We start from the raw sequence: 25113 nt of genomic DNA, 5'->3' as shown, positions 1-25113 counted from the left end.
GATCGTGTAGTTCGGGCCGCGAACGGTACCGTCCGCGCTGACAGCGGCATCGCCGCCGAGTGCGTCGACGACAGGCTTGAGCTGCGACAGGTTGGTTGCGTCGGTGTCGCGCGTGCCGGCCCGGAGGTTGACGAGCTGGCGCTCGCTGCCTGCGTCGCCGACCGAGACAGTGTTCGCGCGGTCGGCGACGCTGCCCTCGCCAAGTGCGACCGCGCCGTGCGCGGTGACCTTTGTGTCCGCGCCGAGCGCGAGGGCGCGGTTCGCGTTGACGTTCGACGAGACGCCGAACGCGCTCGAGCGATCGCCGTGGACGTTCGCGTTTTCGCCGACGGCGACGGTAGCTCGCCCGTCGGCGACGGACGTCGCGCCGATCGCGATGGCCGAGTAGTCGCCGCCAGACTCGCCGTTTGCGTTCGCGCCGGGACCGATGGCGATCGAGCCGGCACCAGACGCGGCCGGATTGCCGCCGGTGCCGGCATTGACGATCAGGTTGTCGAGAACGAGATCGTCGGCATGGCTGTAGCTAGGCAAGAACGCGGCTGTCGAGAGGGCCAGCACGGACAGGCGGGCGGCCGTCCGGCGTGGCTGCTTTGTGGAACGGTGCGGGCGTGCGTTGCCGGTTGGTATGGCGAGAAAGCGAATCATGAATCGTAGTCCTGAATGATTGAATTCGTGCATTCGGACGTTCAATGCCGATATGCTTCATCGGCAACGGGACGTTGCACCGTTGCCTGCGAACTGCACGCCGGAATCGAATGGCCGAGACGTGAGTCAGCGACTATACGTAGCGGCAGATGCGTCGTCGATCAGACAGTTACGAAATTGAAGTTAGCGATATGGGACAGGACATCGCGTATCGATCGGGATGTCGCAGTTGGACAAGACGCGCGAACAGGAGGCGGCCAACGTCTGTCGGACGAGTCGGAATTTCGTCGCGGCGGGGCGGGCGAACGGTATCGCGGCGGCGCGTCGCGCCGCCACGCCACGCAAGGAACCGCTCAATCCCCCATCGCGATCCCTTCGCGCCGCGGGTCCGCTCCGCCGAACCACACCGTCTGCCCCTGCACGTTCAGCCGCTGGATGCCCTGCAGGCCCGAGTTCATCTCAACGACCTGCACGTCGTGCCCGCGGCCCTTCAGCCCGTCGACGAGCGCGTCCGACACGCGGCCGCGCTCGAGCTGCGTCGGCCCGTTCATCGACCCGAAGTTCGGCAGTGCAATCGCCTGCTGCATCGTCATCCCCCAGTCGAGCACGCCGACCAGCGTCTTCGCGACGTGATTGATGATTGCGGGGCCGCCGGCCGAGCCGACGATCATCGTCACCTGCTTCGTCTTCTTGTCGAACACGAGCTCCGGCGACATCGCCGAGCGCGGCCGCTTGCCGGGCTGCACGCGGTTCGCGACCGGCCGGCCGTTGTCGTTCGACACGAACGAGAAATCGGTGAGCTGGTTGTTCAGCATGAAGCCGCGCACCATCAGCCGCGAGCCGAACGCGTCCTCGATGCTCGTCGTCATGGACAGCGCCTGCCCGTAGCGGTCGACGATCGCGATGTCGGACGTCGACGGCAATTCGGGGCTGCGGTCGTCGGCCATCGCGAGCGTCGCGCCCCGCGGCGCGCCGGCCTGCACGACGCCCATGCTGCTGTCGCCGATCAGCCGCGCGCGCTGCGCGAGGTAGGTCCTGTCGGTGAGGCTTGCCCAGTTGCCGCCCGGCAGCGGCACGAAATCGGGATCGGCGACATAGCGCGCGCGGTCCGCATACGCGAGGCGCCCGGCTTCGCTGAACAGGTGCGCGGCGAACGGCGTCGGCTCGTAGCCGACGTCGTTGCGCACCGGTTTCTGCGCGCCGATCTGCTGCCAGTCGGGCATCGCCTCGAGGATGCCGAGCATCTGCGCGATCGCGAGGCCGCCGGACGACGGCGGCGGCATCCCGCAGACGACCGAGCGCCGGTAGTCGGCGCACAGCGGCGTGCGCACCTTCGCCTTGTAGCGCGCGAGATCCTGGAGCGACAGCAGGCCCGGATTGGTCGGGTGCTTGCGGACCTTGGTGACGATGTCGCGCGCGATCGCGCCGGTGTAGAACGCGTTCGCGCCGCGCTCGGCGACCTGGCGCAGCACGGTTGCGAGCGCGGGGTTCTTCAGCACCGTGCCGGCCGCTTTCGGCGTGCCGTCCGGATTGTAGAAGTACGCACGCGCGGCCGGGTCGTTCTTCAGGTACTTGTCGTTCGCGATCAGCGTCGCGAGCCGCGGGCTGATCGTGAAACCGTGCTCGGCGAGCCGGATCGCGGGCTGGAACAGCCGGCGCCACGGCAGCTTGCCGTGCGCGCGGTGCGCGGCGTCGAGCATGCGCAGCACGCCCGGCGTGCCGACCGAGCGCCCGCCGACGACGCCGTCGTAGAAGCCCATCGGCTGGCCGGTCGGCCCGTAGAACAGGCGGTCGGTCGCGGCGGCCGGCGCGGTTTCGCGGCCGTCGTACGCCTGCGTCGCGTTGCCGTCGAAGTACAGCATGAACGCGCCGCCGCCGATTCCCGACGATTGCGGCTCGACGAGCGCGAGCACCATCTGAGTCGCGATCGCGGCGTCGATCGCGGTGCCGCCGGCCTTCAGCATCTCGTAGCCGGCCTGCGTCGCGAGCGGGTTCGCGGCCGCGATCATGCTGTGCTGCGAAGTCCAGCCCGGCTTGTCGATCCAGCCGGACGACAGCTCCGGCGCATGGAAGCCGGGCAGCGGCACGGCGGCGCCCGACGCGGGGGCAACCGGGACGACGGCGCCCGACGGCGCGGACGGGGACGTGCAGCCGGCGTTGAACGCGATGAGCGCGACGGCGGCGAGCAGCGTCCAGGGACGCGAATGCGGACGAATCCGGTCGAACATTGAACCCTCGGCAGCAGTGAATTCGAATGAAGCGATGGTGCAGGCGCAACGGGGCTGCGCGCCCCGGCGCGCTATTGTCGCCGCGCGGCCGGCGGATTGTCACCCGACAGGAAACCCTGACGCATCCCGCCGGGCCCGCCCCGGCCGGCCTTTCCGGCCTGTTCGAGGATGAACTCTATGAACGTCGACGTTGCGCGCGTGTGGTGCCGGTTCGGCATGTAGAGCATGTACATGTGCGTGCCGAAGATGCTGAGCCGATACGCGTCGAGCGACGTGACGACGGCGCCGCGCCGCATGTCGTCCTGCATCACGTAGTCGGGCACGATGCCGACGCCGATCCCCGCGAGGATCGCCTGGCGCAGGAACAGGAAGTTCTCCGAAATCAGCGTGGGTTCGAGCAGCACCTCGTGGCGCTCGTCGCCGAGATACGCGGCGATCCTGAGCTGGCGGCCCATCACCGTCGCGGTGACGACCGGCGCGGCGGCCAGCGCGCCGAGGCTCGCGGGCATCCCGTGCGCGGCCGCGAATGCGGCCGACGCGCACGCGACGTAGCGCACCGCGCCCATGTCGCGCGCGACGAGGTTCTGCGGCGGCTCGGGCATCACGCGCACCGCGATGTCGATCTCGTCGCGCATCAGGTCTTCCACGCGGTTCTCGAACACGACGTCGAGCACGATGCCCGGATGCAGCCGCTTGAACGCGAGCAGCCATTCGGACATCACCATCTGCCCGTAGCCGCTCGGTACCGACAGCCGCACGCGGCCCTGCAGGTCCTGGCCGAGCGTCGTCACCGATTCCTCCGCGGCGAGCAGCTCGTTGCGGATGCGCCGACCGTGCTCGTACAGCTTCAGCCCGATTTCGGTCGGCTCGATGCGCCGCGTCGTGCGCCGCACGAGCTGCTGGCCGATCGAGCGCTCGAGCTGGTTCAGCCGATAGCTGACGTTCGCGCGGCTCATCTTGAGCCGCTGCGCGGCCTTGCTGAGATTGCCGGCGTCGAGGATCTCGACGAGCAGCGTCAGCGCGTTCAGGTCCATGCGTTCGCTCATGATCCGTCCCGTTTAACGGTTGGAAAGCATTCAATGTCAAGTCAGACTTGACAGCTTGTAAAAGCATGCGGGAATTGTCAATGAATCTCGATCAATCGAGAATCGGTGCATGTCTGGTGCATATGACAGGACAGGAGACACCATGAATTCACCCACCTCACCCCAAACAGGCACGGTCACGCGCGAGCGGCGCGACAAGGTGCTCGTCGTCACGATCGACCATCCGCCCGTCAACGCGCTGTCGGCCGACGTGCGGCGCGGCCTCGCCGACGCGCTCGACGCCGCGCAGGCCGACGACGCGATCCGCGCGGTGCTGATCGTCGGCGCCGGCCGCAACTTCATCGCGGGCGCCGACATTCGCGAATTCGGCAAGCCGCCCGTGCCGCCGTCGCTGCCCGACGTGTGCGAGCGGATCGAGTCCAGCGCGAAGCCGGTCGTGGTCGCGCTGCACGGCGCGACGCTCGGCGGCGGGCTCGAAGTCGCGCTGGCCGCGCATTACCGGCTCGCGGTGCCCGGCGCGAAGCTCGGGCTGCCCGAAGTCACGCTCGGCCTGCTGCCCGGCGCGGGCGGCACGCAGCGTGCGCCGCGCCTGATCGGTGCGAAGGCCGCGCTCGACCTGATGCTGACGGGCCGCCACGCGAGCGCGGACGAAGCGCTCGCGCTCGGCCTCGTCGATCGCGTCGCGCACAGCGACGACACGCTCGCCGAAGGCCTCGCCTATGCGCAGGAACTCGTATCGCTCGGCGCGCCGGTGCGCCGCACGCGCGATGCGCAGGGGCTCGCCGATCGCGCGGCCGCGCAGGCCGCGATCGACGCGGCGCGCGCGGAACTGCCGAAGAAGTCGCGCGGGCTGTTCTCGCCGGCGAAGATCGTCGAAGCGGTCGAGGCCGCGCTCACGCAGTCGTTCGACGCGGGGATGAAGTTCGAGCGCAGCCTGTTCCTGCAATGCATCGACAGCCCGCAGCGCGCGGGCCTCGTGCATGCGTTCTTCGCGGAGCGCGAAGCCGCGAAGGCGCCCGAGGCGCGGCGTGCGAACGCTCGGCCGGTCGAGCGGATCGGCGTGGTCGGCGGCGGCACGATGGGCGCGGGCATCGCGGTCGCGGCGCTCGACGCGGGGCTGCCGGTGACGATGATCGAACGCGACGAAGCGTCGCTCGCGCGCGGCCGCGCGCACGTCGAGAAGGTGTACGACGGCCTCGTCGCGAAAGGGCGGATGACACCGGCCGCGCACGCGGCGCGGCTCGCGCGCTTCAAGGGCAGCACGTCGTACGACGCGCTCGCGCAGGCCGACGTCGTGATCGAGGCCGTGTTCGAGGACATGGCCGTGAAGAAGGCCGTGTTCGCCGAACTCGCGCGCGTCTGCAAGCCGGGCGCGGTGCTCGCGACCAACACGTCGTATCTCGACATCGACGAGCTGGCCGCGAGCATCGACCGCCCGGCCGACGTGATCGGCCTGCATTTCTTCTCGCCGGCCAACGTGATGAAGCTGCTCGAGATCGTCGTGCCGGCGCGCGTGAGCGCGGACGTCGTCGCGACCGCGTTCGCGCTCGCCAAGCAGCTGAAGAAGACGCCGGTGCGCGCGGGCGTATGCGACGGCTTCATCGGCAACCGGATCCTCGCCGTCTATCGCACGGCGGCCGACTACCTGATGGAAGACGGCGCGTCGCCGTACCAGATCGATCGCGCGGTGCGCGAATTCGGCTTCCCGATGGGGCCGTTCCAGGTGGTCGATCTCGCGGGCGGCGACATCGGCTGGGCGACCCGCAAGCGCCGCGCGGCAACGCGCGATCCGCGCGCGCGCTACGTGGAGATTTCAGACCGGCTGTGCGAGCGCGGCTGGTTCGGGCAGAAGACGTCGCGCGGCTACTACCTGTATCCGGACGGCGCGCGCGTCGGCACGCCGGACCCGGAAGTCGAAGCGATCGTTTCGGAAGAACGCGCGAAGAAGGGCGTCACACCGCGCACGTTCACCGACGACGAGATCCAGCGCCGCTACCTCGCCGCGATGATCAACGAAGGCGCGAACGTCGTGCACGAAAAGATCGCGCTGCGCCCGCTCGATGTCGACGCGGTGTTCCTGTACGGCTACGGCTTCCCGCGCTATCGCGGCGGCCCGATGCACTACGCGGACACGATCGGCCTCGCGAACGTGCTCGCCGATATCCGCGCGTTCGCGAAGGAGGATCCGCTGTTCTGGAAGCCGTCGCCGCTGATCGTCGAACTCGTCGCGCGCGGCGCGGATTTCGCGAGCCTGAACCGCATCGACTGAACGCCAACCGCATTCGCAACGGACCGAAGATGGACCTCGATTTCACTCCCGAAGAGGAAGCCTTCCGCACGGAAGTGCAGCGCTTCCTGCAAGCCGAACTGCCCGAGCGCATCGCGCGCAAGGTGAAGGGCGGCCTGCACCTCACGCGCGACGACATGCGCGAATGGCATGCGATCCTCAACGCGCGCGGCTGGCTCGCGAGCCACTGGCCGCGCGAATACGGCGGCCCCGGCTGGAGCGTCGCGCAGAAATTCCTGTTCGACAACGAATGCGCGCTCGCCGGTGCGCCGCGCATCGTGCCGTTCGGCGTGAACATGCTCGGCCCGGTGCTGATCAAGTACGGCAACGAAGCGCAAAAGCGCCACTGGCTGCCGCGCATCCTCGACAGCACCGACTGGTGGTGCCAGGGCTACTCGGAACCGGGCGCCGGCTCCGACCTCGCGGCGGTGAAGACGAGCGCGGTGCGCGGCATCGACGCGCAGGGCGAGCACTACATCGTGAACGGCCAGAAGACGTGGACCACGCTCGGCCACTACGCGAACATGATCTTCTGCCTCGTGCGCACCGCGACCGACGTGCGCAAGCAGGAGGGCATCAGCTTCCTGCTGATCGACATGAACACGCCGGGCGTCGACGTGCGCCCGATCATCACGCTCGACGGCGAGCATGAAGTGAACGAGGTGTTCTTCACCGACGTGCGCGTGCCGGCGGAAAACCTCGTCGGCGAAGAGAACCGCGGCTGGACCTACGCGAAATACCTGCTCACGTACGAGCGCACCAACATCGCCGGGATCGGCTTCTCGACGGCCGCGCTCGACCGGCTGCGCGCGGTCGCCGCGAAGGTGACGAAGAACGGCAGGCCGCTCGCGGACGATCCGTTTTTCTCAGCGCGCGTCGCGCGTGTCGAGATCGAGCTCGAGAACATGCGCACGACCAACCTGCGCGTGCTGGCCGCGGTCGCGGGCGGCGGTGCGCCGGGCGCGGAAAGCTCGATGCTGAAGATCCGCGGCACGCAGATTCGCCAGGAGATCGCGTCGCTGATGCGGCGCGCGATGGGGCCTTACGCGCAGCCGTTCATCGACGAAGCGCTCGATGCGGACTACGACGGCGAACCGGTCGGCCCGGACGAAGCCGCGAGCGCCGCGCAGCAGTACTTCAACAACCGGAAGCTGTCGATCTTCGGCGGCTCGAACGAGATCCAGAAGAACATCATCGCGAAGATGATGCTCGGGCTGTAACGAGGAGCGCGACGATGGATTTCCAGCACACAGAAGACCGCCGGATGCTGGCGGACACGTTGAACCGCTTCATCGCCGAACAGTACGCGTTCCCGGTGCGCGATCGCATCGCGCAGTCGGCCGAAGGCTTCGATCGCGCGATGTGGCAGCGCTTTGCCGAACTCGGCACGGTCGGCGCGCTGTTTCCCGAAGCCGACGGCGGCTTCGGCGGCGCGGGCTTCGACATCGCCGTGGTGTTCGAATGCCTCGGGCGCGGGCTCGTCGTCGAGCCGTTCCTCGGCGCGCTGCTGGCTGGCCGCGCGCTGTCGCTTGCCGGCGGCGATGCGCATCGCGACAAGCTCGCGGCGCTGATCGACGGCAGCGCGAGCGCCGCGTTCGCGCACGACGAGCCGGGCTCGCACTACGAACTGACGACCGTGCGCACGCGCGCCGAACGCTCGGGCGACGGCTGGGTGCTGACGGGCGCGAAGGGCGTCGTCGACCAGGCCGCGCAGGCGGCGTTCCTCGTCGTCAGCGCGCGCACGTCCGGTCGCGACGACGATGCGGCCGGCATCGGCCTGTTCGTCGTGCCGGCCGATGAGCCGGGCGTATCGCTGCGCGACTACAGGAAAATCGACGGCGGCCGTGCGGCCGAGGTGCGTTTCGATCGCGTTGCGCTGCCGGCCGATGCCGCGCTCGGCGGGCCGGGCGGCGACGGTGACGGCGAAGCGGGCGCGGCGCTGCTCGAACGCGTGCTCGGCTACGGGCTGCTCGCGCTGTCGGCGGAAGCGCTCGGCGCGATGGACGTCGCGAAGGAACACACGCTTGACTACCTGCGCACGCGCAAGCAGTTCGGTTTGCCGATCGGCAGCTTCCAGGCGCTGCAGCACCGGATGGCCGACCTGCTGCTCGAAGTCGAGCAGGCGCGTTCGGCCGTGATCAACGCGGCCGCGCAACTCGATACGCCGCGCGCGGTGCACGAACGCGCGCTCGCGGCGGCGAAATACAGCATCGGCCGGATCGGCACGCTCGTCGCCGAGGAGAGCATCCAGTTGCACGGCGGGATCGGGATGACGTGGGAGTTGCCGCTGTCGCATTACGCGAAGCGCCTCGTGATGATCGATCATCAGCTCGGCGACGAGGATCACCATCTCGCGCGCTACATCGCGCTGTCGAAACAGTAAAAGCGGACAACGCGAATGGAGGAGACAAGAATGACGAACGAATCGGCCGCATTGCCGCTGGCCGGCGTGAAGGTGCTCGATTTCTCGCGCGTGCTCGCGGGCCCGTGGTGCGCGATGGTGCTCGCCGATTTCGGCGCGGAAGTGATCAAGGTCGAGCATCCGGTGCGCGGCGACGACACGCGCGACTGGGGGCTGCGGATCGGCGCTACCGAGACGACCTACTTCAACAGCGTGAATCGCAGCAAGCGTTCGATCTGCGTGGACCTGCAGACCGAAGCCGGGCAGCGCGTCGCGCGCGAGCTGGCCGCGCAGGCCGACGTGCTGATCCACAACTTCAAGTTCGGCGGCGCGGAAAAGCTCGGCCTCGGCTACGACGCGCTGGCCGAACTGAACCCGCGCCTCGTGCACTGCGCGATTTCCGGCTACGACCGTTCGGGCGCCGAGGCCGCGCGGCCCGGCTACGACCTCGTCGTGCAGGGCGAGGCCGGGCTGATGGCGCTGAACGGCGAGGCCGGCCAGCCGCCGCTGAAGTTCGGCGTCGCGGCGGTCGACCTGTTCACCGGCATGTATTCGGCGCAGGCGATCCTCGCCGCGCTGTACGAGCGTCATGCGACCGGGCGCGGGCGGCGCATCGAGATGGCGCTGTTCGACTGCGGGCTGATGATCACCGCGTACTACGGGCTCGACGCGCTGTTGATGGGCGAGGACCCGCCGCGCTACGGCAACGCGCATCCGTCGATCGTGCCGTACGGCGTGTTCGACGCGGCCGACGGCCCGCTCGTGATCACCGTTGGAAACAACATGCAGTTCGCGCGCTTTTGCGAGGCGATCGAGCGGCCTGATCTCGCGGCCGATGCGCGCTACAAGACCAATCTCGGCCGCTCGGAAAACCGCGCGGACCTGCTGCCCGAGCTTCGCCGCGAACTCGCGCGCCGGTCGCGCGCGACGCTGCTTGCGGCGCTCGCCGATGCGGGCATCCCGTGCGGCGAAGTGCTCGGATTGCACGAAGCGTTGAGGTCCGAGCGTGCGACCAGTGCGGGGCTCGTCACGCGGCAGCCGCATCCGGTCGCGGGCGGTGTCGACGTGCTCGCGCCGCCGTACCGCTTCGACGGCGCGCGGCTGCCGGTGCGCGGCGCGCCGCCGGTGCTGGGCGCCGATACGGACGCGGTGCTCGGCGGCTGGCTCGGTATGTCGGCCGACGAGGTCGCGCGTCTGCGTGCGGATCGCATCGTGTAACGCGATTTGTGCCGCCGCGGCGCGGGCGGGGCGGCTGACGCGCCGGCCATCTACAAGACAAGCCTCGCGAAACGACGGGGCGCCCTGCGGGGACTGGAGCAAGCGCTGAAGCGCCGATTCCGGTCGACCGCGAAGCATGGGACCAGAGTAAGCGCTAAAGCGCCAACTCCGGTCGACCGCGAAGCATGGGACCAGAGTAAGCGCTAAAGCGCTAACTCTGGTCGACACAGGAGACAACATGGAGCTTTCCGTCATCGAATCGGTCACGGCGCGCCGCGACTACCAGCAACTCGTGCGCGCGCGGCGCCGCTTCAGCTTCACGCTGACGGCGCTGATGATCGCGACCTACTACGGCTTCATCCTGCTCGTCGCGCTCGCGCCGCACGTGCTCGCGGCGCCGCTGTATCGCGGCGCGACGACGACGGTCGGGATCGCCGCGGGCGTCGCGATCATCCTGGTCGCGATCGGCTTGACCGCGTGCTACGTGCTGCGCGCGAATCGTGCGTTCGACCGCCGGGTCGACGCAATCCTGCAGCGTTCCTGACGGAGGCCGACATGCGACGCACATCGATCGCGCTCGGCGCGCTTGCCATTCTCGTTTCCTCCGCCGCCCATGCGGTATCGGTCGCGGGCCCGATGCCCGACAAGGTCGAGCTGAACCCGGTCGCGATCGGGATGTTCTTCGCGTTCGTGTTCGCGACGCTCGCGCTCACACGCTGGGCCGCGCGCCGCACGCGCTCGACGCGCGACTTCTATACGGCCGGCGGCGGCATCACCGGGCTGCAGAACGGGCTCGCGATCGCGGGCGACTACATGTCGGCCGCGTCGTTCCTCGGGTTGTCCGGGATGGTGTTCATGTTCGGCTTCGACGGGCTCATCTATTCGATCGGCTTTCTGGTCGGCTGGCCGTTCGTGATGTTCCTGATCGCCGAACCGCTGCGCAACCTCGGCAAGTTCACGTTCGTCGACGTCGTCGCGTACCGCTTCGCGCAGCGGCCGATCCGGCTGCTGACCTCCGCGAACGCGCTGACGATCGTCGTGCTGTACCTCGTCGTGCAGATGGTCGGCGCGGGCAAGCTGATCCAGTTGCTGTTCGGGCTGTCGTACGGCACGGCCGAGCTGATCGTCGGCGTGCTGATGGTCGTCTACGTGTTCTTCGGCGGGATGACCGCGACCACCTGGGTGCAGGTGATCAAGGCCGTGCTGCTGCTGTGCGGCGCGACGCTGCTCGTGCTGCTCGCGCTCGGCGAATTCGGCTTCAGCGTCGACGAGATGTTCCGCCGCGCGGTGGCCGTGCATCCGGGCGCGCTGGGCATCATGGGGCCCGGCAAGCTGATCCGCGATCCGGCCAACGCGCTGTCGCTCGGCATCGCGCTGATGTTCGGCACGGCCGGCTTCCCGCACATCCTGATGCGCTTCTTCACGGTGCCGAACGCGAAGGAGGCGCGCAAGTCGGTGCTCTACGCGACCGGCTTCATCGGCTACTTCTACCTGCTGACCTTCGTGATCGGCTTCTCGGCGATCGTGCTGCTCGCGCAGCATCCCGAGTTCTTCAAGCTCGGCGCGAACGGCACGTTCAACCTCACGCACGACCTGCTCGGCGGCTCGAACATGGTCGCGGTGAAGCTCGCGCAGGCGGTCGGCGGGAACTGGTTCTACGGCTTCATCGCGGCCGTCACGTTCGCGACGATCCTCGCGGTGGTCGCGGGCCTGACGCTCGCCGGCGCGACGACGATCTCGCACGACCTGTACGCGCAGATGTGGGCGCGCGGCAAGCCCGACGAGCGCCTCGAGATGCGCATCTCGCGCGCGGCGACGATCGTGCTGTCGGCCGTCGCGATCGGGCTGTCGATCCTGTTCGAGCACGTGAACGTCGCGTTCATGGTCGGGCTCGTCGCGGCGGTGGCCGCGAGCGCGAATTTCCCGGTGCTTGCGATGTCGATCTTCTGGCGCGGGATGACGACGCGCGGCGCGGTGCTCGGCGGCGGCCTCGGCCTCGCGTCGGCGGTGGTGCTCACGGTGCTGTCGAAGTCGGTGTGGGTCGACGTGCTGCACCACGCGCACGCGCCGGTGTTTCTCGACAACCCGGCGCTCGTGTCGGTGCCGCTCGCGTTCGTCGGGATCGTCGTCGGCTCGCTCGCGGATCGCAGCGAGCGCGCACGGCGCGAGCGCGACGCGTTCGCGCAGCAGGAGTTCTACGCGCAAACCGGCCTGCTGGCCGGCGAGGCCGTGCAGCACTGATTGGCCTGACAAATGTGTCGGTCCGTCCGGATCGCCGGACGGATATTTTCCGGAAATCCGGAATCCCGGATTTCCTTGCCTGCCGCATTATGAGAAATACAATAAAAACAATGGTTTGAGGGGTTACGGAAACCTGGCATCGACCTTGCGATATAAAACGCATGGCCGCCCACTCGGCCTGACTATTAAACCAAGCGTTGCATGGGACCCAAGTAAGCGCTGAAGCGCTGACTCGGGTCGACAGGAGACAATCGATGACCACTGCCTTCCTCCCCCTCCGGATGTCGTGAGGCATCGCTTGTTGCGGCACGGCAGCCGCGCGGGCGAATGACTCCCCTGGCATTCGCCTGCGCGCGTGACGCCGTTTCCACCGGCTCATCTACTTCAGCAGGAACCATCGTGAAGAAGAAACCCTTCTACAAAGTGCTCTACGTGCAGGTGATCTTCGCCATCATCGTCGGCGTGATCCTCGGCCACTACTACCCGGCGCTCGCCACCGACATGAAGCCGCTCGGCGACGGGTTCATCAAGCTGATCAAGATGGTGATCGGTCCGATCATCTTCTGTACGGTCGTCACCGGCATCGCCGGCATGGAGGACATGAAGAAGGTCGGCCGCGTCGGCGGCAAGGCGCTGCTGTACTTCGAGGTCGTGTCGACCTTCGCGCTGCTGCTCGGCCTCGCGGCCACGCACATCCTGCGTCCGGGCGTCGGCTTCAACATCGATCCGGCGACGCTCGACGGCAAGGCCGTCGCGTCGTACGCGGCGAAGGCGCACGGGCAGTCGACGGTCGACTTCCTGATGCACATCATCCCGAACACGATGGTCGACGCGTTCGCGCAGGGCGAAATCCTGCAGATCCTGCTGATCGCGCTCTTGTTCGGCAGCGTGCTCGCGCACCTCGGCGAACGCGGCAAGGTCGTTACCGACTTCATCGACGGGCTCACGCGCGTGCTGTTCGGCATCGTGCACATCGTCACGAAGCTGGCGCCGATCGGCGCGTTCGGCGCGATGGCGTTCACGATCGGCAAGTACGGCGTCGGCTCGCTGGTGCCGCTGCTCAAGCTGATCGGCACGTTCTACCTGACGTCGGTCGTGTTCGTGCTCGTCGTGCTCGGCGCGATCGCGCGCTTCACGGGCTTCTCGATCATCCGCTTCGTGTCCTACATCAAGGAAGAGCTGCTGATCGTGCTCGGCACGAGCTCGTCGGAAGCCGCGCTGCCGCAGCTGATGGAAAAGCTCGAGAAGGCCGGCTGCTCGCGTTCGGTCGTCGGCCTCGTCGTGCCGACCGGCTATTCGTTCAACCTCGACGGCACCAACATCTACATGACGATGGCCGTGCTGTTCATCGCGCAGGCGACCAACATCGAACTGACGTGGATGCAGCAGCTCACGCTGCTGGCGGTCGCGATGCTGACGTCGAAGGGCGCGAGCGGTGTGACGGGCGCGGGCTTCATCACGCTCGCCGCGACGCTGGCCGTCGTGCCGACGATCCCGCTGTCGGGCATGGTGCTGATTCTCGGCATCGACCGCTTCATGAGCGAATGCCGCGCGCTGACCAACATCGTGGGCAACGGCGTCGCGACGGTCGTCGTGTCCGCCTGGGAGAAGGAACTCGACCGCAACAAGCTGCGCCAGGCGCTGAAGGGCGGCGGCGAGGTTTCGGCGACCGAGACGGCCGGCGTCTGACGTCATGAAGGAGCAGGCGGCGGCACCGCCCGCCGGCGGCACCGCCCGCGGCGGCCGAGGCGTTGACAGGGAGGCCTATGACACAATAGGCGATCCGCATCGCCAGGAAGCCTCGACCGTGACGCGCCGCCTGCTCATCCTCGTCGTGCTTGCCGCCGCGCTCGTCGCGGCGTGCGCGCTGACGTGGACGATTACCTGGCAACGCGGCGTCGCCGAGCTGCAGCGCAACGCCGCGGTGCGCGTCGACCGCACCACCAACGCGCTCAAGAGCACGCTTGACCGCTACGAATCGCTGCCCTATCTGCTCGGCAGCCATCCGTATGTGCAGGACCTGCTCGCCGAGCCGAAGCGCGGCGACTACACCGCGCGCGTCAACCGCTATCTCGAAGATCTCAACGAACACGCGCACGCGACCGTCACCTACGTGATCGGCGCGGACGGCCTGTGCGTCGCCGCCAGCAACTGGCGTGCGCCCGACAGCTTCGTCGGGATCGAATACCGTTTCCGCCCCTACTTCCTCGACGCGATGAACGGCCGGGTCGGCCGCTTCTTCGGGATCGGCACGATCTCGCGCGATCCCGGCTACTACATCTCGCAGCCCGTGTGGCGCGACGGCAAGATCGCGGGCGTCGTCGTCGTGAAGCTCAATCTCGAATGGTTCCAGGGCGCCGATGCGTCCGAGCCGCTCGTCGTCGCGGACGATCACGGCGTCGTGTTCCTGTCGTCGGTGCCCGCGTGGAAGTACCACACGCTGCGGCCGTTGACGGGGCCCGTGGCCGCGTCGATCTACGAGACGCGCCAGTACGCGCAGCAGCCCGTCACGCCGCTGCCGCTGCGCATCGAGCAGACGCTCGGCGCCGATGCGGAGATCGTGCGCCTCGGCGCGGGCCTGCGCGCGCCGCGTTTCCTGGCCAGCAAGCGGCGGATCGGCGAGCCCGACTGGCTGCTCGTCACGCTCGCGCCGATCGCGCCCATCGACGCCGATGCGCGCAACGCGACGATCGTCACGGGCTTCGGCTTCGTGTCGGTCGCGCTGCTCGCGTTCTACTGGCGGATGCGCCGCGCGCGCGTGCGCGAAATGATCCGCGGCCGCGCGCTGTTGCAGCAGGCGTACGCGGAGCTGAACCGGCGCGTCGAGGAGCGCACGGCCGACCTGTCGGAAGCGAACGAGCAGTTGCAGAAGGAAGTCGGCGACCGGATCCGCGCGGAGCAGGAGCTGCGCGCGGCGCACGACGAACTGATCCAGGCGAGCAAGCTGGCCGCGCTCGGCCAGATGGCGGCCGGCATCACGCATGAACTGAACCAGCCGCTCGCGGCGCTGCGCAGCTTCTCGGACAACACGCGCGTGCTGCTCGATCGCGGCGAGCAGGCGGCCGCGCGCGAGAACCTCGAGGCGATCGCCGCGCTCACCGAGCGGATGGGCAAGATCACGAACCAGTTGAAGCTGTTCGTCGGCCGCGCGAAGCCGCGCAACGAGCGGGCGCTCGTCGTGCGTGCGCTGCGCAGCGTGCTGTCGCTGCTCGGCGATCGCCTGCGCGGCGTCGCGCTTACGCTGACGCTGCAGGACGCGACCGTATCGCCCGCGCACGGCGTGCCGCTCGATCTGGCGCGCGACTACCCCGAGCTCGTCGCGCGTTGCGAGGACCTGCGCCTCGAACAGGTGCTGATCAACCTGCTCGGCAATGCGCTCGACGCGGTCGCGGGCATCGCGGCGCCCGCGATCGAAGTGACGATCTCGGTGTCGGCCGCGACGCTCGCGGTCGAGGTGCGCGACAACGGCCCCGGCATCGCGCCCGACCTGTTGCCGCGCCTGTTCGAGCCGTTCTTCACGACCAAGGAAATGGGGCGCGGGCTCGGGCTCGGCCTCGCGATTTCGTCGTCGATCGCGAGCGACGCGGGCGGTGCGCTGACCGCGCGCAACGCGCCGTCGGGCGGCGCGCTGTTCGTCTTGACGCTGCGGCGCGCGCGCACGCATCATCCGGACTCCGTGTCCGAGCCGGCGGGCTCGCACTAGGCCCGGTCGGCGAACGACCGGCATCAACGCCGCCGCGCGCGCAACCCTGCCGCGCGGCCCGTCAGGAGCAAGTGAGTACGATGGCCAACCGGCTGCAAGTGATCTATATCGAAGACGATGCGCTCGTTCGCCGGGCGAGCGTGCAGAGCCTTCAACTGGCGGGCTTCGACGTCGCCGGCTTCGAGTCGGCCGAAGCGGCCGAGAAGGCGATCGTCGCGGACACCGCGGGCGCGATCGTCAGCGACATCCGGCTGCCCGGCGCAAGCGGGCTCGACGTGCTCGCGCAGTGCCGCGAGCGTGTGCCCGACGTGCCCGTGATCCTCGTCACCGGGCACGGCGACATCTCGATGGCCGTGCAGGCGATGCGCGACGGCGCATACGACTTCATCGAAAAGCCGTTCGCGGCCGAGCGCCTGATCGAGACGGTGCGCCGTGCGCTCGAGCGGCGCGAGCTCGTGCTCGAGAACCATGCGCTGCGGCGCGAACTGGCCGGGCAGAACGTCGTTGCGCCGCGCATCATCGGCCGCAGCCCCGCGATCGAGCAGGTGCGCAAGCTGATCGCGAACGTCGCGCCCACCGACGCGTCGGTACTGATCAACGGCGACACCGGCGCCGGCAAGGAACTGATCGCGCGCAGCCTGCACGAGCTGTCGCCGCGCCGCGACAAGCCGTTCATCGCGGTGAATTGCGGCGCGCTGCCCGAGCCGATGTTCGAGTCGGAGATGTTCGGCTACGAGCCCGGCGCGTTCACCGGCGCCGCGAAGCGGCGCGTCGGCAAGCTCGAATACGCGTCCGGCGGCACGCTGTTCCTCGACGAAATCGAAAGCATGCCGCTCGCGCTGCAGGTGAAGCTGCTGCGGGTGCTGCAGGACGGCGTGCTGGAGCGGCTCGGCTCGAACCAGCCGATCCGCGTGAACTGCCGCGTCGTCGCGGCCGCGAAGGGCGACATGAGCGAGCTCGTCGCGGCCGGCACGTTCCGGCGCGACCTGCTGTACCGGCTCAACGTCGTGACGATCGCGCTGCCGCCGCTCGCCGAGCGCCGCGAGGACATCGTGCCGTTGTTCGAGCACTTCATGCTCGATGCGGCCGTGCGCTACGGGCGGCCCGCGCCCGTGCTGACCGACCGGCAGCGCGCGAGCCTGATGCAGCGCGACTGGCCCGGCAACGTGCGCGAGCTGCACAACGCGGCCGACCGTTTCGTGCTCGGCGTGGCCGACATGCCGCAGGAAACGGGCGCGGGCGGCGACGCTGCCGACAGCGAGCAGACGCTGAAGGAGCGCATCGAGCAGTTCGAGCGCGCGGTGATCGCCGAGGCGCTGAACCAGACGGGCGGCGCGGTCGCCGCGACGGCCGACCGGCTGCATGTCGGCAAGGCGACGCTTTACGAGAAGATGAAGCGCTACGGGCTGTCGGCGAAAGGCGAAACCGAGCGCTGAAAAGCCAACGGACCGCGGAACCGGGCTGGCCGGTCGTGCGGTCCGTTGGCGGGGAAGGGCGCTGCGCGTTGCCCTTCGAGCCGTTGTCGGGCGGCGCTCAAGCCGCGTTGCTGTCGAGCGCCTTCTTGAGCAGCGCGTCGAGTTCCGCGAACTGCGGTGCGCCGACGTAGCGCTTCAGGATCTTGCCGTTCCTGTCGACGACGAAGGTCGTCGGCGTGAGCTGCACGTTGCCGAACTGCTTCGCGACGCTGCCGTCGTCGAGCGCGACCTTGAACGGCAGCTGACGCGTCTGCGCGTAGTTCGAGACGTACATCGGCGGATCGTAGTTCATCGCGACCGCGACGAATTCCAGCCCCTGACCCTTGAAGCGGTTATAGGTATCGACCATCTGCGGCATTTCCTGCATGCAGGTCGCGCAGCTCGTCGCCCAGAAGTTCACGAGATAGACCTTGCCCTTCAGGTCGCCGGAGGTCGAGACTTTCTGGCCCGACAGCAGCGTGAACGTCGCGTCCGGCGCGCTGGACTTGCCGTTGAACGCGAAGAAGCCGGCTACGGCGATGGCCGCGACGACGACGGCCGCGACGATGTAGCGGGCGGGGCCGGCGCTGCGGCGGGCGGGAGGCGTGGTGTTCATCTGCGGTGCTCTCGGAGTCGGTCGATGACGCGGATCGATGCAAAGGACGTCGAAATTCGGCGCTTATTTTAGCGCGAATGCGGTGCGCGCACCGGCGGCGGCCACGCATCCCGGTTTTCACGTTCGGCGGATAATGGCCGTTTTGCCTGCCCGATCCACGCCATGCCGAAGGAAGTCTTCGATTCGTTGCGCCCCCTGTTTCGTCCGCTGCGACACTTCGCCGCGCTTGCCTGCGCGAGCGCCGTGCTGGCCGCGTGCTCGCCGTCGTACGACTGGCGCACGCTGCACAACGACGCCGGCTACACGATCGACCTGCCGGCGAAGCCGACCGTCGAGGAGCAGCCGGTTGCGCTCGGTGGCACGTCGATGCCGATGCGGATGCAGGCCGCGCACGTCGACGGCGCGGTGTTCGCGGTCGGCACGCTGACGCTGCCCGACGACCGCGACGACACGCGCCGCGCGGCGCTCGAGTTCCTGCGCGCCGGGCTGTCGCGCAACCTCGAAGGCGCGCCGCGGACGGCTTCGGTGCCCGTGCCGCTCGCGGCCGGCGGTGCGGTGAACGGGCTCGAATTGCGCATCGCGGGTGCGGCGGCCGGCGGCGATCGCGCGCGCAAGATGATCGTCGCACGGCTCGCCGCGCGTGGCCGGCACGCGTACCAGGCTGTCGTGATCGCCGACGGGCCGATCGCCCAGGAGCAGTTCGACCAGTTTTTCGGCTCGTTCAAACTCGACTGATGGCGGCCGGCGAGGGCGCTCAGACATCGTGTGACAACTGAAAGTTCATTCGCAGCTTTCGGCGCTAGTCGCTGGATTTTGCGAGGTTTTTTCGGCTATCCACAGCGCATGTGGATAACTTTGTTGAAAAGTCGGCCGGATTTCCCGCTAAGCCGCGCCGGACGGCCCTTCCGCCCGTTTCGAGATTTGCTCGTGTTTTGAGAAAAATCAATGAAAACAAATAGATATGGATTCTGCGCCGGACAGGCCCCGGCAAGCCGCGATCCGGGGTCAGATTCGCGAAATTGTGCATAAGTCAAGTCTTGACAACCGGATTTTGTCATCCGAAGGCGCTCAGAGCGACGTAAGCACGCGCCGGTAGCGGATAGCGTGAATACGCTAACGAGTCCGCCATCGAGCCGCCGCAGACGAGGGGTGGATTGTCGACAGTCCTTCCGAGTTCGTCCAATGTCTCTTCATGGCCGCTGAGAGTCATCGGAGGCACCCGCATTCCTCCGTTGCCGTACGAATCTAAAGCTTGGCAGCGTTCCGTTAGCCTTCCAGTACCGCCCTCTCGATGAAGAAGCCCGCCTCTAGCCAAGGGTGGCGTACCTCGTGGCGCCAGGATCGCCATACCTCATCAACGGGATACTCCGCCTCGACCGCGATTGCCTTTATCGATGTTGGGACGTGTCGGGTTCGTTCCACCAGCGACAAGAATCGATGGTGTAGGCGGGTGACCGGAAAAGTGTGGGTGAGAAAGTCGCGACGTAGGATCACCGCATAGGAATCCTTGGCAGCGGGAAACGGTGGCGAGCGGCCGGCGCGAACCTCGTGGTAATACCAGGCGACAGGATAGCGATACTCGATCAGAGCCAAGCAAGGCTGGAGGATCAGTGCCTCATCGTCGACCGACGCGTCGGGCCAGGGCAGTCCCTCGTGGCCCGGTGCGTCGAACAGGCGGTACAAATCGCGCTCGTAAGCGGCCAGGTCGATCATGAAGTCGATCCATGACTCGCGTCTTTCCGGCGGTTGGTCCCGATCAGGACGATTGTCCGCGAGCCATTTCGGAAAGCGCCGACCGAGTTCGTACAGCGTGTAGCTGTCGGACGGATACGTCCGCAGATATTCGTCGGCGAAATCGGCAAAAAGAGCGCTTCCCAAAGTGTGGCGGCTGGCGGGAAACTGCTCTTCCAAACATTTTCGCAAGCGCAGAATATAACTGCGCTGATAGATCGCCAGACAAGCCGAGGATGACAAATTCGGCCCCGGTAGAAACGTGTCGGCGATGGTGTCGGCATCGGTGCCATCCGGCGCGATCAGCGCGTCGAGCATCCAGCGTTGCAGCGACTGCAAGCGATCGTCTCCTGCGTTCATGACGAGCACACGGCGCTGTTGCTCATGATCTCGGGCACGAGAAACGCAACTGGGGTGGACACGGCCTCGACGTTGTCTGGCTGCGGCCGCCCGGTAGCTTCGACCCGGGTGGGCGCGTCGCCGTCGATGATCTGTCGCGCCCGCATCAATTCGGCGTGCACGCGCTCAAAGGCCGGCACATCGCCATCCCATTCGAGCAAAGTGGCAGCTTGCTCGCTGCGTTGCCAGGCCAGGCGGAACAGATTCCACACCGCCGGAGAAACCGGGCGATCATGCGTGTCGACGATATGAGTGCCGCAATGCTGATGTCCCGCCAAATGCAATTGCACGACGCGATCGAATGGGAACTGGTTCAGGTAATCCATTGGATCGGTGCCGGCATTGAAGCAGCTGACATAAACGTTGTTGACATCGAGAAGCAGCCAGCAGCCCGTTGCGCGGCTGAGCTCGCGCAGAAAGGCGGGTTCGTCCGTAGTCGACTGGCGAAAGCGGACATAGGTGCTGGGATTTTCCAACACCAACGGCCGTCCCAGTAACTCCTGTGCCGCGACGACGCGGGCGCTCACATGCTTGAGCGTCCTTTCGTTGAGCGGCAGCGGAAGGAGATCATGACTGTTGATCCCGAGCGCGCCGGTCCAGCACAGATGGTCGCTGACCCAGCGCGCCGATACCTCGTCGGCCAGCCGCCGCAAACGGGCTAGATAGTCGCGATCGAGCGGGTCGGTACTGCCGATCGACATCGACACACCGTGTAGCACGATCGGATATCGCTCAGCGATCTGTCGCAGGACGGCGCGCGGCCGTCCACCCGAATCCATGAAATTCTCCGAGATCGCTTCGAACCAATCGACCGGCGGCCGCGTTGTCAAGATATGGTCGAAATGCTGGTTGCGCAGCCCGACACCGAATCCCAGTTGGTGTCCGGCCGCACCCCTTCGAAGTTCAATCATGCGGCGCTCCTTAGCTGCAGCTGCCGGCGCCGCTCATGCCGCTGGAGCCGCACGCCGTCATGCCATGACCGCTATATTCCTGGATCCATTCGATGGTCGGGCCGTACTGGAACAATTCGGGATGCGGCGGCTGTGGCGGCTGGGGCGGCAACGCCGCGTTTTTCTTGCGCAGTTCGGGCCAGGTTTGCTCGGCGAACACTTCACGTGCACGCAGCCAGACGCTCTTGCCACGGTTGCGCCCGTCGGTGCTGAAGCGCTCGGCATTGATCGGCGTGGCACAGCAGCCTTGTGTGGCGCAAGCGTTCGCACCAGGCGCTTCCTGCTCCCGTCCTGTGCCATACAGGCCACAACCACCTTGACCCGCACACGCGTTTTGGACGCGACAGGTGTGATCCGATACGCTTGGCGAGTTCGGTTCGGCAAAATTGAATTCAAGCGCGGTCGAGCAATACCCTTGGCCTGCGCACGCATTGTCACGAGTACGGCCTTGCCCCTTGCATTGATTCAGTCCCATGCAGGCATGCCGTACCTCGCCAGGCAGTAACACGCCCGGCGCGGGCGGCGCCGCGGGGAACACTGGAATGCCCTGATACTTACTGACATCGCAGCCGGGCTTGCCCAAGGTCGGCTGATCGGGCTGCGCCTGCCATAGGCCGCTGACATCCGGCAACGAGGGGATCATGTCGACGAAGTATTGCGCGTCGCTGCTGTACCAGGATTCGCTGCCATATTTGGCGTCCATCCCATTACACATCGCGACCAGCGTAGCGAAGGCCTGGTTACGCGGGCCAAGATTGATATTCTCGAAAGTCGGCGCCAACTTTAAAGTGCTGGGGTAGCTGTCGGTCCCGGACAAGGGGATTTTCCGCATGGCCTGGATGACCTTATCCAGGATCCAAATCATCGATCGGTGCAGCGTCTGATTGAAATACAGCTTCTGCTGACTTGGTTCAATGAGGAAGATACTCTCGGTCATGATCAGCATGTACTGATATAGGCCGCTGACGATGTCGGCGAGCTCGCGGCGCCCAGGCGGGTATGCGGCGGCCACCGGATTGTCGGGAAAATCGAACATGATTTTTGCCAGCTCTTCGCGGCCGAACTGACGTGCCGCCGGCGGCGGAGGAGGCGGCAGGTCCCGCAGTTTTTCGTCGTGGGGATCGTAGCCTGCGAGTTGCGATTGCAAAGTCAGGAACTTGTAGTAATGCGAGAGTTCGTGATGCGACTCATCGTCGAACTTGTGAGGGCCGAAGCCTTCGCCTTCGGCGTCGATCGTCTGGATCGCCTTCAAAGCATCTTGGCGTGACGCAATGGTCATCAGCGCGCTGCGGCCGGCATGGCTGTCGCCGCGGCTCGCATAGGCGGCTGCGTTCGCCGCGGAGCCGCCAACCGGTGTCGGTACCGGGCAACCGAAATTGAAGCTGGCAGTCGGATAGACCGAGTCGATATTGTTCGGCGAATAGTTGGACGGCTGGATCTGGGCCGGCGCCCGCCCCGCTTTGAAATCGTCGTCGGTGATGTGCTGCGAGCTAATGATGCACCGAAGGTAGGAATAGATCTGGCCGATTGTTTGCCAATTGTTCAGCTCGGGCGGGGCGTCCGCTGCGGCCGGGTATTCGACTTCGAGGAAATGCCATAACTGCCCGGACGAGAATTTAGCCAGCGGAAGCGCCATTGGCTTACGGTCCGGGCCGAGCCTCGCATGACCGGGTAGGTCGGTCGGGTACGGTGAGGGCGAGCGCAAATAGAGTTGGGGCTGTACGCCGAGCGAATAAAGCATGTTGGACGACAAGGACAAATGCAGCATTTCCTCGACAGCCACGCTCATCATGATGCCCCCCGCCTGGCCGGCGAAGCGGGACAGGTCCGTTGCCGGAAAGCCTTCCGGGGTGCGGTTGATCGAGTAGTAGGCGAACAAATAGAGCGGCACCGTCGCCAGTTCGATCTCGACCGCGGTCTGCAACCCGTCGCGCAATTCCGTCAATGCGCGGGCGCGATTCCAATGCTCGTCGATATGGCGCACCAGGCGTTGCTCTGCTTCGCTGAGGGGGCGCACGGGAATATCTTTGTCCGTTGAGTCGAGATGGGACATGCTCATTTCTCCAGGTCGGTCATGATGATTTCTTCGTCAACGTATTGACCGTCACATGCGGGAAGGACACGCGGCCGCCGCGTACCGTCAGGAGCATCGTGATGGTCTGGGTGTATTGCAGCTGCGGAAAGCTGGTTCCCCCATCAAAACTTTCCAGCCAGCAGGTAAAGTCGTAGGCGGTGACATTGCTGTTCTTTTGTTCGAAGCCGATATTGCTGACAGCGCCGTTTCCGTTGGAAGAGCTGACGGCCAACGTTATGAAATCGCTCGGTGCTTGGATGGCGAGCGCGTCAACGAGCGCTTGGTTCGGATTTGACGTGTAGGTCAGATTCGGATTCGTTGCCGCGTTCTTCCAGAAGTACGGAAAGCTGTCGACGTCCCCCGAAGGCAGCACCGCCGCCGGTGGAATGATCGGGACTCCGGTGCCAGTGGCGTATGAACCCAGGGCAAGGATCGAGTTGCCGTGCGGGACTGACATCTGCTTGGCGAGGTTGAACGCCTGAGTGGGCGCAACGCTGAATGCGACAGTCTGATTGCCCAAGCCTTCACTGAAACCATTTCCGTACGGACCGAGAGGCTGCTCCTGGTCGGCCAGCAGCAAGAGGGAGCCGTTTTCGGCATGTACCAGGGCGTCCTTGTTGGAGCCCCCCGCGAAGTAGACGCGCTGCTCATAGAAAAGCGTATAGGCGACCTGTGCACCGTTGCCGTTGCGATTGAGCACCGGACCATGAATGGCGGTAAAGGTCAGCTCCTCGTAATAGGCGAAGTTCTTGAGGAAATAGCCCAGGGGCGACGAGGGATCGGCTTGCGGCAAGGGCATCACGTTGTATGAGAACGGACAGTCGGGGCCGCCTTTGCCGGAGCTGCCCAGCGGTTGGTTAGTCCACGTGCCAATCAAGTACTGCAGCGGCATGAGTTTCCTGGCCGGAATGCATGGCACGATTTGCTGCGGGTCGCTGACGAGCGGCATCGACAGGTCGGGAGCGGTGTTGCTGAGATAGACGAATACGGTGACGCTGCCGATATTGGCGCTCATGTCCTTGGTCAGATCGTCATTGATGACCAGCTCGAGCGGGCCCGACTCGCCTTTCGGAACTACCGTGGGACCGTCGCCGACCCAGAACGGATGGCCCGTGCCGATCCGCCCGATAAGCCCGCCTACCGCGCAGCCGGGTAACGGAGCACCGCTGCTGGAGGCGTCGTACATCGGGTTACCGTTCGCATCGTAGTCCACGCCGTCGTCATCCACTTGCCACATGCCGGTTTGATAGGCGATGGTCACGCCAAGGTCGCCGTCGACCGTGATTCCCGTCGAGTGCCAAGTTTGATTCGCAGCGACCGTAACCGCTTGCGATGGAAATCCCCGGTCCATATGCCCGCCTTAAATGGTAGGTGCCGACGTTGGTTTTCGATAATTCTAGGATCTAAACGGCAGGCCCGCGAATTTTCGTTGATTCCACTCGCCGAGAAGATAAAAGAGTAGCTGTTAACGTTGACAGGTTGAGTTTTCGGTGGCCAGATTATCTGGCCCTGAAATGAGTGCTCTTGAAAGTGATGAAATTTTCCTTGGCCGGGTATGGGCGCCATCTCGATGAGAATATCGGTGGACGGGTCTTTTTTTCATGAGTGATCCGATCCCGGTTAACGTCCTTGCAAATTGTCGGCGAAAATCCATAACGGTGTTTTCGATCTTGCGGCGCAAATAGTGAGATTCGATGGGAATTTCGGCAAGAAAATCACTGGCGATGTTTGTCTGCCGACGATCTCGGCTGCCATCGTGTTGACGAAGCGATTTTGCGCAAGGTGTGAGATGGTGCAAAGAGACGGGTTGGTCGTCGGGGAGTTTTACTGGGTTATTCAAGCGCCGGGCGCACTGGACCAACGGGCCGAATGGCAAAGTGCCCCGCAGCCTGCGCGGCTCGCCGGAATCACCGCCCAGGGCGAGCTGATGTGGAATACATCGCTGGCGGTGGCTTGAGTGAGTGGCCCGTGACGTGGGTCGGCGAGCTCTGTGTGAAGCCGATGCAACACACTGATACGGTCGATGCTAACGAGGCAGCGACGGAATCCGTGTGCCGGCTATTATCGGGCTATCGGACGAAATAAGCGGCTCGTATGCGCGAGCCATCGACTGTGGGCTT

General features: G+C 66.2%; 18 protein-coding genes and 1 pseudogene. 11 read left to right on the top strand and 8 right to left on the bottom strand.

Annotated elements, in window-relative coordinates:
• Positions 1–267: 267 nt before the first annotated feature.
• The 3 genes and pseudogenes from BT264_RS40460 to BT264_RS09900 all read right to left on the bottom strand — a co-directional run.
• A pseudogene (locus tag BT264_RS40460) lies at positions 268–645 on the bottom strand (adhesin); the annotation flags it as partial.
• Positions 646–998: 353 nt separating this feature from the next.
• Positions 999–2873: a gamma-glutamyltransferase gene (gene ggt / locus BT264_RS09905; RefSeq protein ID WP_072437306.1), complete on the bottom strand. Its 1875-nt coding sequence runs from the start codon at positions 2871–2873 to the stop codon at positions 999–1001.
• Positions 2874–2944: 71 nt separating this feature from the next.
• A complete protein-coding gene (locus BT264_RS09900) occupies positions 2945–3907 on the bottom strand; it encodes a LysR family transcriptional regulator (RefSeq protein WP_072437654.1) in 963 nt (320 codons plus the stop codon).
• Positions 3908–4061: 154 nt separating this feature from the next.
• Here BT264_RS09900 and BT264_RS09895 point away from each other — a divergent pair, with 154 nt between their 5' ends.
• The 9 genes from BT264_RS09895 to BT264_RS09855 all read left to right on the top strand — a co-directional run bounded on the left by BT264_RS09895 (position 4062) and on the right by BT264_RS09855 (position 17205).
• Positions 4062–6188: a 3-hydroxyacyl-CoA dehydrogenase NAD-binding domain-containing protein gene (locus tag BT264_RS09895; RefSeq protein ID WP_072437305.1), complete on the top strand. Its 2127-nt coding sequence runs from the start codon at positions 4062–4064 to the stop codon at positions 6186–6188.
• 29 nt (positions 6189–6217) lie between these two features.
• A complete protein-coding gene (locus tag BT264_RS09890; RefSeq protein ID WP_072437304.1) occupies positions 6218–7426 on the top strand; it encodes an acyl-CoA dehydrogenase family protein in 1209 nt (402 codons plus the stop codon).
• 14 nt (positions 7427–7440) lie between these two features.
• On the top strand, positions 7441–8589 hold the full coding sequence (locus BT264_RS09885) for an acyl-CoA dehydrogenase family protein (protein ID WP_072437303.1): 1149 nt from the start codon (positions 7441–7443) through the stop codon (positions 8587–8589).
• Between the two features lie 30 nt (positions 8590–8619).
• Complete coding sequence (locus tag BT264_RS09880) at positions 8620–9825, top strand: CaiB/BaiF CoA transferase family protein (RefSeq protein ID WP_072437302.1); 1206 nt, start codon at positions 8620–8622, stop codon at positions 9823–9825.
• 238 nt (positions 9826–10063) lie between these two features.
• Positions 10064–10369, top strand: a complete 306-nt coding sequence (locus tag BT264_RS09875; RefSeq protein WP_014895931.1) for a DUF485 domain-containing protein — start codon at positions 10064–10066, stop codon at positions 10367–10369.
• Between the two features lie 11 nt (positions 10370–10380).
• Complete coding sequence (locus BT264_RS09870) at positions 10381–12066, top strand: cation acetate symporter (protein ID WP_072437301.1); 1686 nt, start codon at positions 10381–10383, stop codon at positions 12064–12066.
• A 399-nt stretch (positions 12067–12465) separates the two neighbouring features.
• Positions 12466–13755 carry a dicarboxylate/amino acid:cation symporter gene (locus BT264_RS09865; RefSeq protein ID WP_034179131.1) on the top strand — a complete coding sequence of 430 codons (1290 nt, stop codon included), beginning with the start codon at positions 12466–12468 and terminating at the stop codon, positions 13753–13755.
• Between the two features lie 4 nt (positions 13756–13759).
• Complete coding sequence (locus BT264_RS09860; RefSeq protein WP_072437300.1) at positions 13760–15769, top strand: sensor histidine kinase; 2010 nt, start codon at positions 13760–13762, stop codon at positions 15767–15769.
• A gap of 80 nt (positions 15770–15849) precedes the next feature.
• Positions 15850–17205, top strand: coding sequence for a sigma-54-dependent transcriptional regulator (locus tag BT264_RS09855; protein ID WP_072437299.1), 1356 nt, complete (start codon positions 15850–15852; stop codon positions 17203–17205).
• 97 nt (positions 17206–17302) lie between these two features.
• Here BT264_RS09855 and BT264_RS09850 read toward each other — a convergent pair whose 3' ends face one another.
• A complete protein-coding gene (locus BT264_RS09850; protein WP_072437298.1) occupies positions 17303–17839 on the bottom strand; it encodes a peroxiredoxin family protein in 537 nt (178 codons plus the stop codon).
• A gap of 162 nt (positions 17840–18001) precedes the next feature.
• Between BT264_RS09850 and BT264_RS09845 the strand changes: the two genes are divergently transcribed.
• Positions 18002–18574 carry a hypothetical protein gene (locus BT264_RS09845; protein WP_072437297.1) on the top strand — a complete coding sequence of 191 codons (573 nt, stop codon included), beginning with the start codon at positions 18002–18004 and terminating at the stop codon, positions 18572–18574.
• Positions 18575–19105: 531 nt separating this feature from the next.
• On the opposite strand, the gene BT264_RS09835 is transcribed toward BT264_RS09845, so the two are convergent.
• The 4 genes from BT264_RS09835 to BT264_RS09815 are packed head-to-tail and all read right to left on the bottom strand — an operon-like array spanning position 19106 to position 24344.
• Positions 19106–19909 (bottom strand): HvfC/BufC N-terminal domain-containing protein, encoded by an 804-nt coding sequence (locus BT264_RS09835; protein ID WP_177318348.1) that lies wholly within the window; start codon positions 19907–19909, stop codon positions 19106–19108.
• Between the two features lie 17 nt (positions 19910–19926).
• Positions 19927–20880: an MNIO family bufferin maturase gene (locus BT264_RS09830; RefSeq protein ID WP_072437294.1), complete on the bottom strand. Its 954-nt coding sequence runs from the start codon at positions 20878–20880 to the stop codon at positions 19927–19929.
• A 10-nt stretch (positions 20881–20890) separates the two neighbouring features.
• Positions 20891–22972, bottom strand: a complete 2082-nt coding sequence (locus tag BT264_RS37415; RefSeq protein WP_177318347.1) for a ferritin-like domain-containing protein — start codon at positions 22970–22972, stop codon at positions 20891–20893.
• 19 nt (positions 22973–22991) lie between these two features.
• Complete coding sequence (locus BT264_RS09815) at positions 22992–24344, bottom strand: heme-binding protein (protein WP_218173336.1); 1353 nt, start codon at positions 24342–24344, stop codon at positions 22992–22994.
• Positions 24345–24629: 285 nt separating this feature from the next.
• On the opposite strand from BT264_RS09815, the gene BT264_RS09810 reads away from it, so the two are divergent.
• Positions 24630–24950 carry a hypothetical protein gene (locus tag BT264_RS09810; RefSeq protein WP_072437293.1) on the top strand — a complete coding sequence of 107 codons (321 nt, stop codon included), beginning with the start codon at positions 24630–24632 and terminating at the stop codon, positions 24948–24950.
• The last annotated feature ends 163 nt before the right edge of the window (positions 24951–25113 follow it).

It is taken from the genome of Burkholderia sp. NFPP32 (assembly GCF_900119325.1).
Lineage (GTDB): Bacteria > Pseudomonadota > Gammaproteobacteria > Burkholderiales > Burkholderiaceae > Burkholderia > Burkholderia pyrrocinia_C.
This window is presented reverse-complemented; position numbering and strand designations above follow the sequence as displayed.

Coding starts and splice junctions, on each gene's coding strand:
- BT264_RS09850 (WP_072437298.1), bottom strand. CDS start 17,839: ATGAACACCACGCCTCCCGCCCGCCGCAGCGCCGGCCCCGCCCGCTAC.
- BT264_RS09870 (WP_072437301.1), top strand. CDS start 10,381: ATGCGACGCACATCGATCGCGCTCGGCGCGCTTGCCATTCTCGTTTCC.
- BT264_RS09885 (WP_072437303.1), top strand. CDS start 7,441: ATGGATTTCCAGCACACAGAAGACCGCCGGATGCTGGCGGACACGTTG.
- BT264_RS09845 (WP_072437297.1), top strand. CDS start 18,002: ATGCCGAAGGAAGTCTTCGATTCGTTGCGCCCCCTGTTTCGTCCGCTG.
- BT264_RS09875 (WP_014895931.1), top strand. CDS start 10,064: ATGGAGCTTTCCGTCATCGAATCGGTCACGGCGCGCCGCGACTACCAG.
- BT264_RS09895 (WP_072437305.1), top strand. CDS start 4,062: ATGAATTCACCCACCTCACCCCAAACAGGCACGGTCACGCGCGAGCGG.
- BT264_RS37415 (WP_177318347.1), bottom strand. CDS start 22,972: ATGTCCCATCTCGACTCAACGGACAAAGATATTCCCGTGCGCCCCCTC.
- BT264_RS09900 (WP_072437654.1), bottom strand. CDS start 3,907: ATGGACCTGAACGCGCTGACGCTGCTCGTCGAGATCCTCGACGCCGGC.
- BT264_RS09880 (WP_072437302.1), top strand. CDS start 8,620: ATGACGAACGAATCGGCCGCATTGCCGCTGGCCGGCGTGAAGGTGCTC.
- BT264_RS09860 (WP_072437300.1), top strand. CDS start 13,760: ATGAAGGAGCAGGCGGCGGCACCGCCCGCCGGCGGCACCGCCCGCGGC.
- BT264_RS09815 (WP_218173336.1), bottom strand. CDS start 24,344: ATGGACCGGGGATTTCCATCGCAAGCGGTTACGGTCGCTGCGAATCAA.
- BT264_RS09855 (WP_072437299.1), top strand. CDS start 15,850: ATGGCCAACCGGCTGCAAGTGATCTATATCGAAGACGATGCGCTCGTT.
- BT264_RS09830 (WP_072437294.1), bottom strand. CDS start 20,880: ATGATTGAACTTCGAAGGGGTGCGGCCGGACACCAACTGGGATTCGGT.
- BT264_RS09890 (WP_072437304.1), top strand. CDS start 6,218: ATGGACCTCGATTTCACTCCCGAAGAGGAAGCCTTCCGCACGGAAGTG.
- ggt (WP_072437306.1), bottom strand. CDS start 2,873: ATGTTCGACCGGATTCGTCCGCATTCGCGTCCCTGGACGCTGCTCGCC.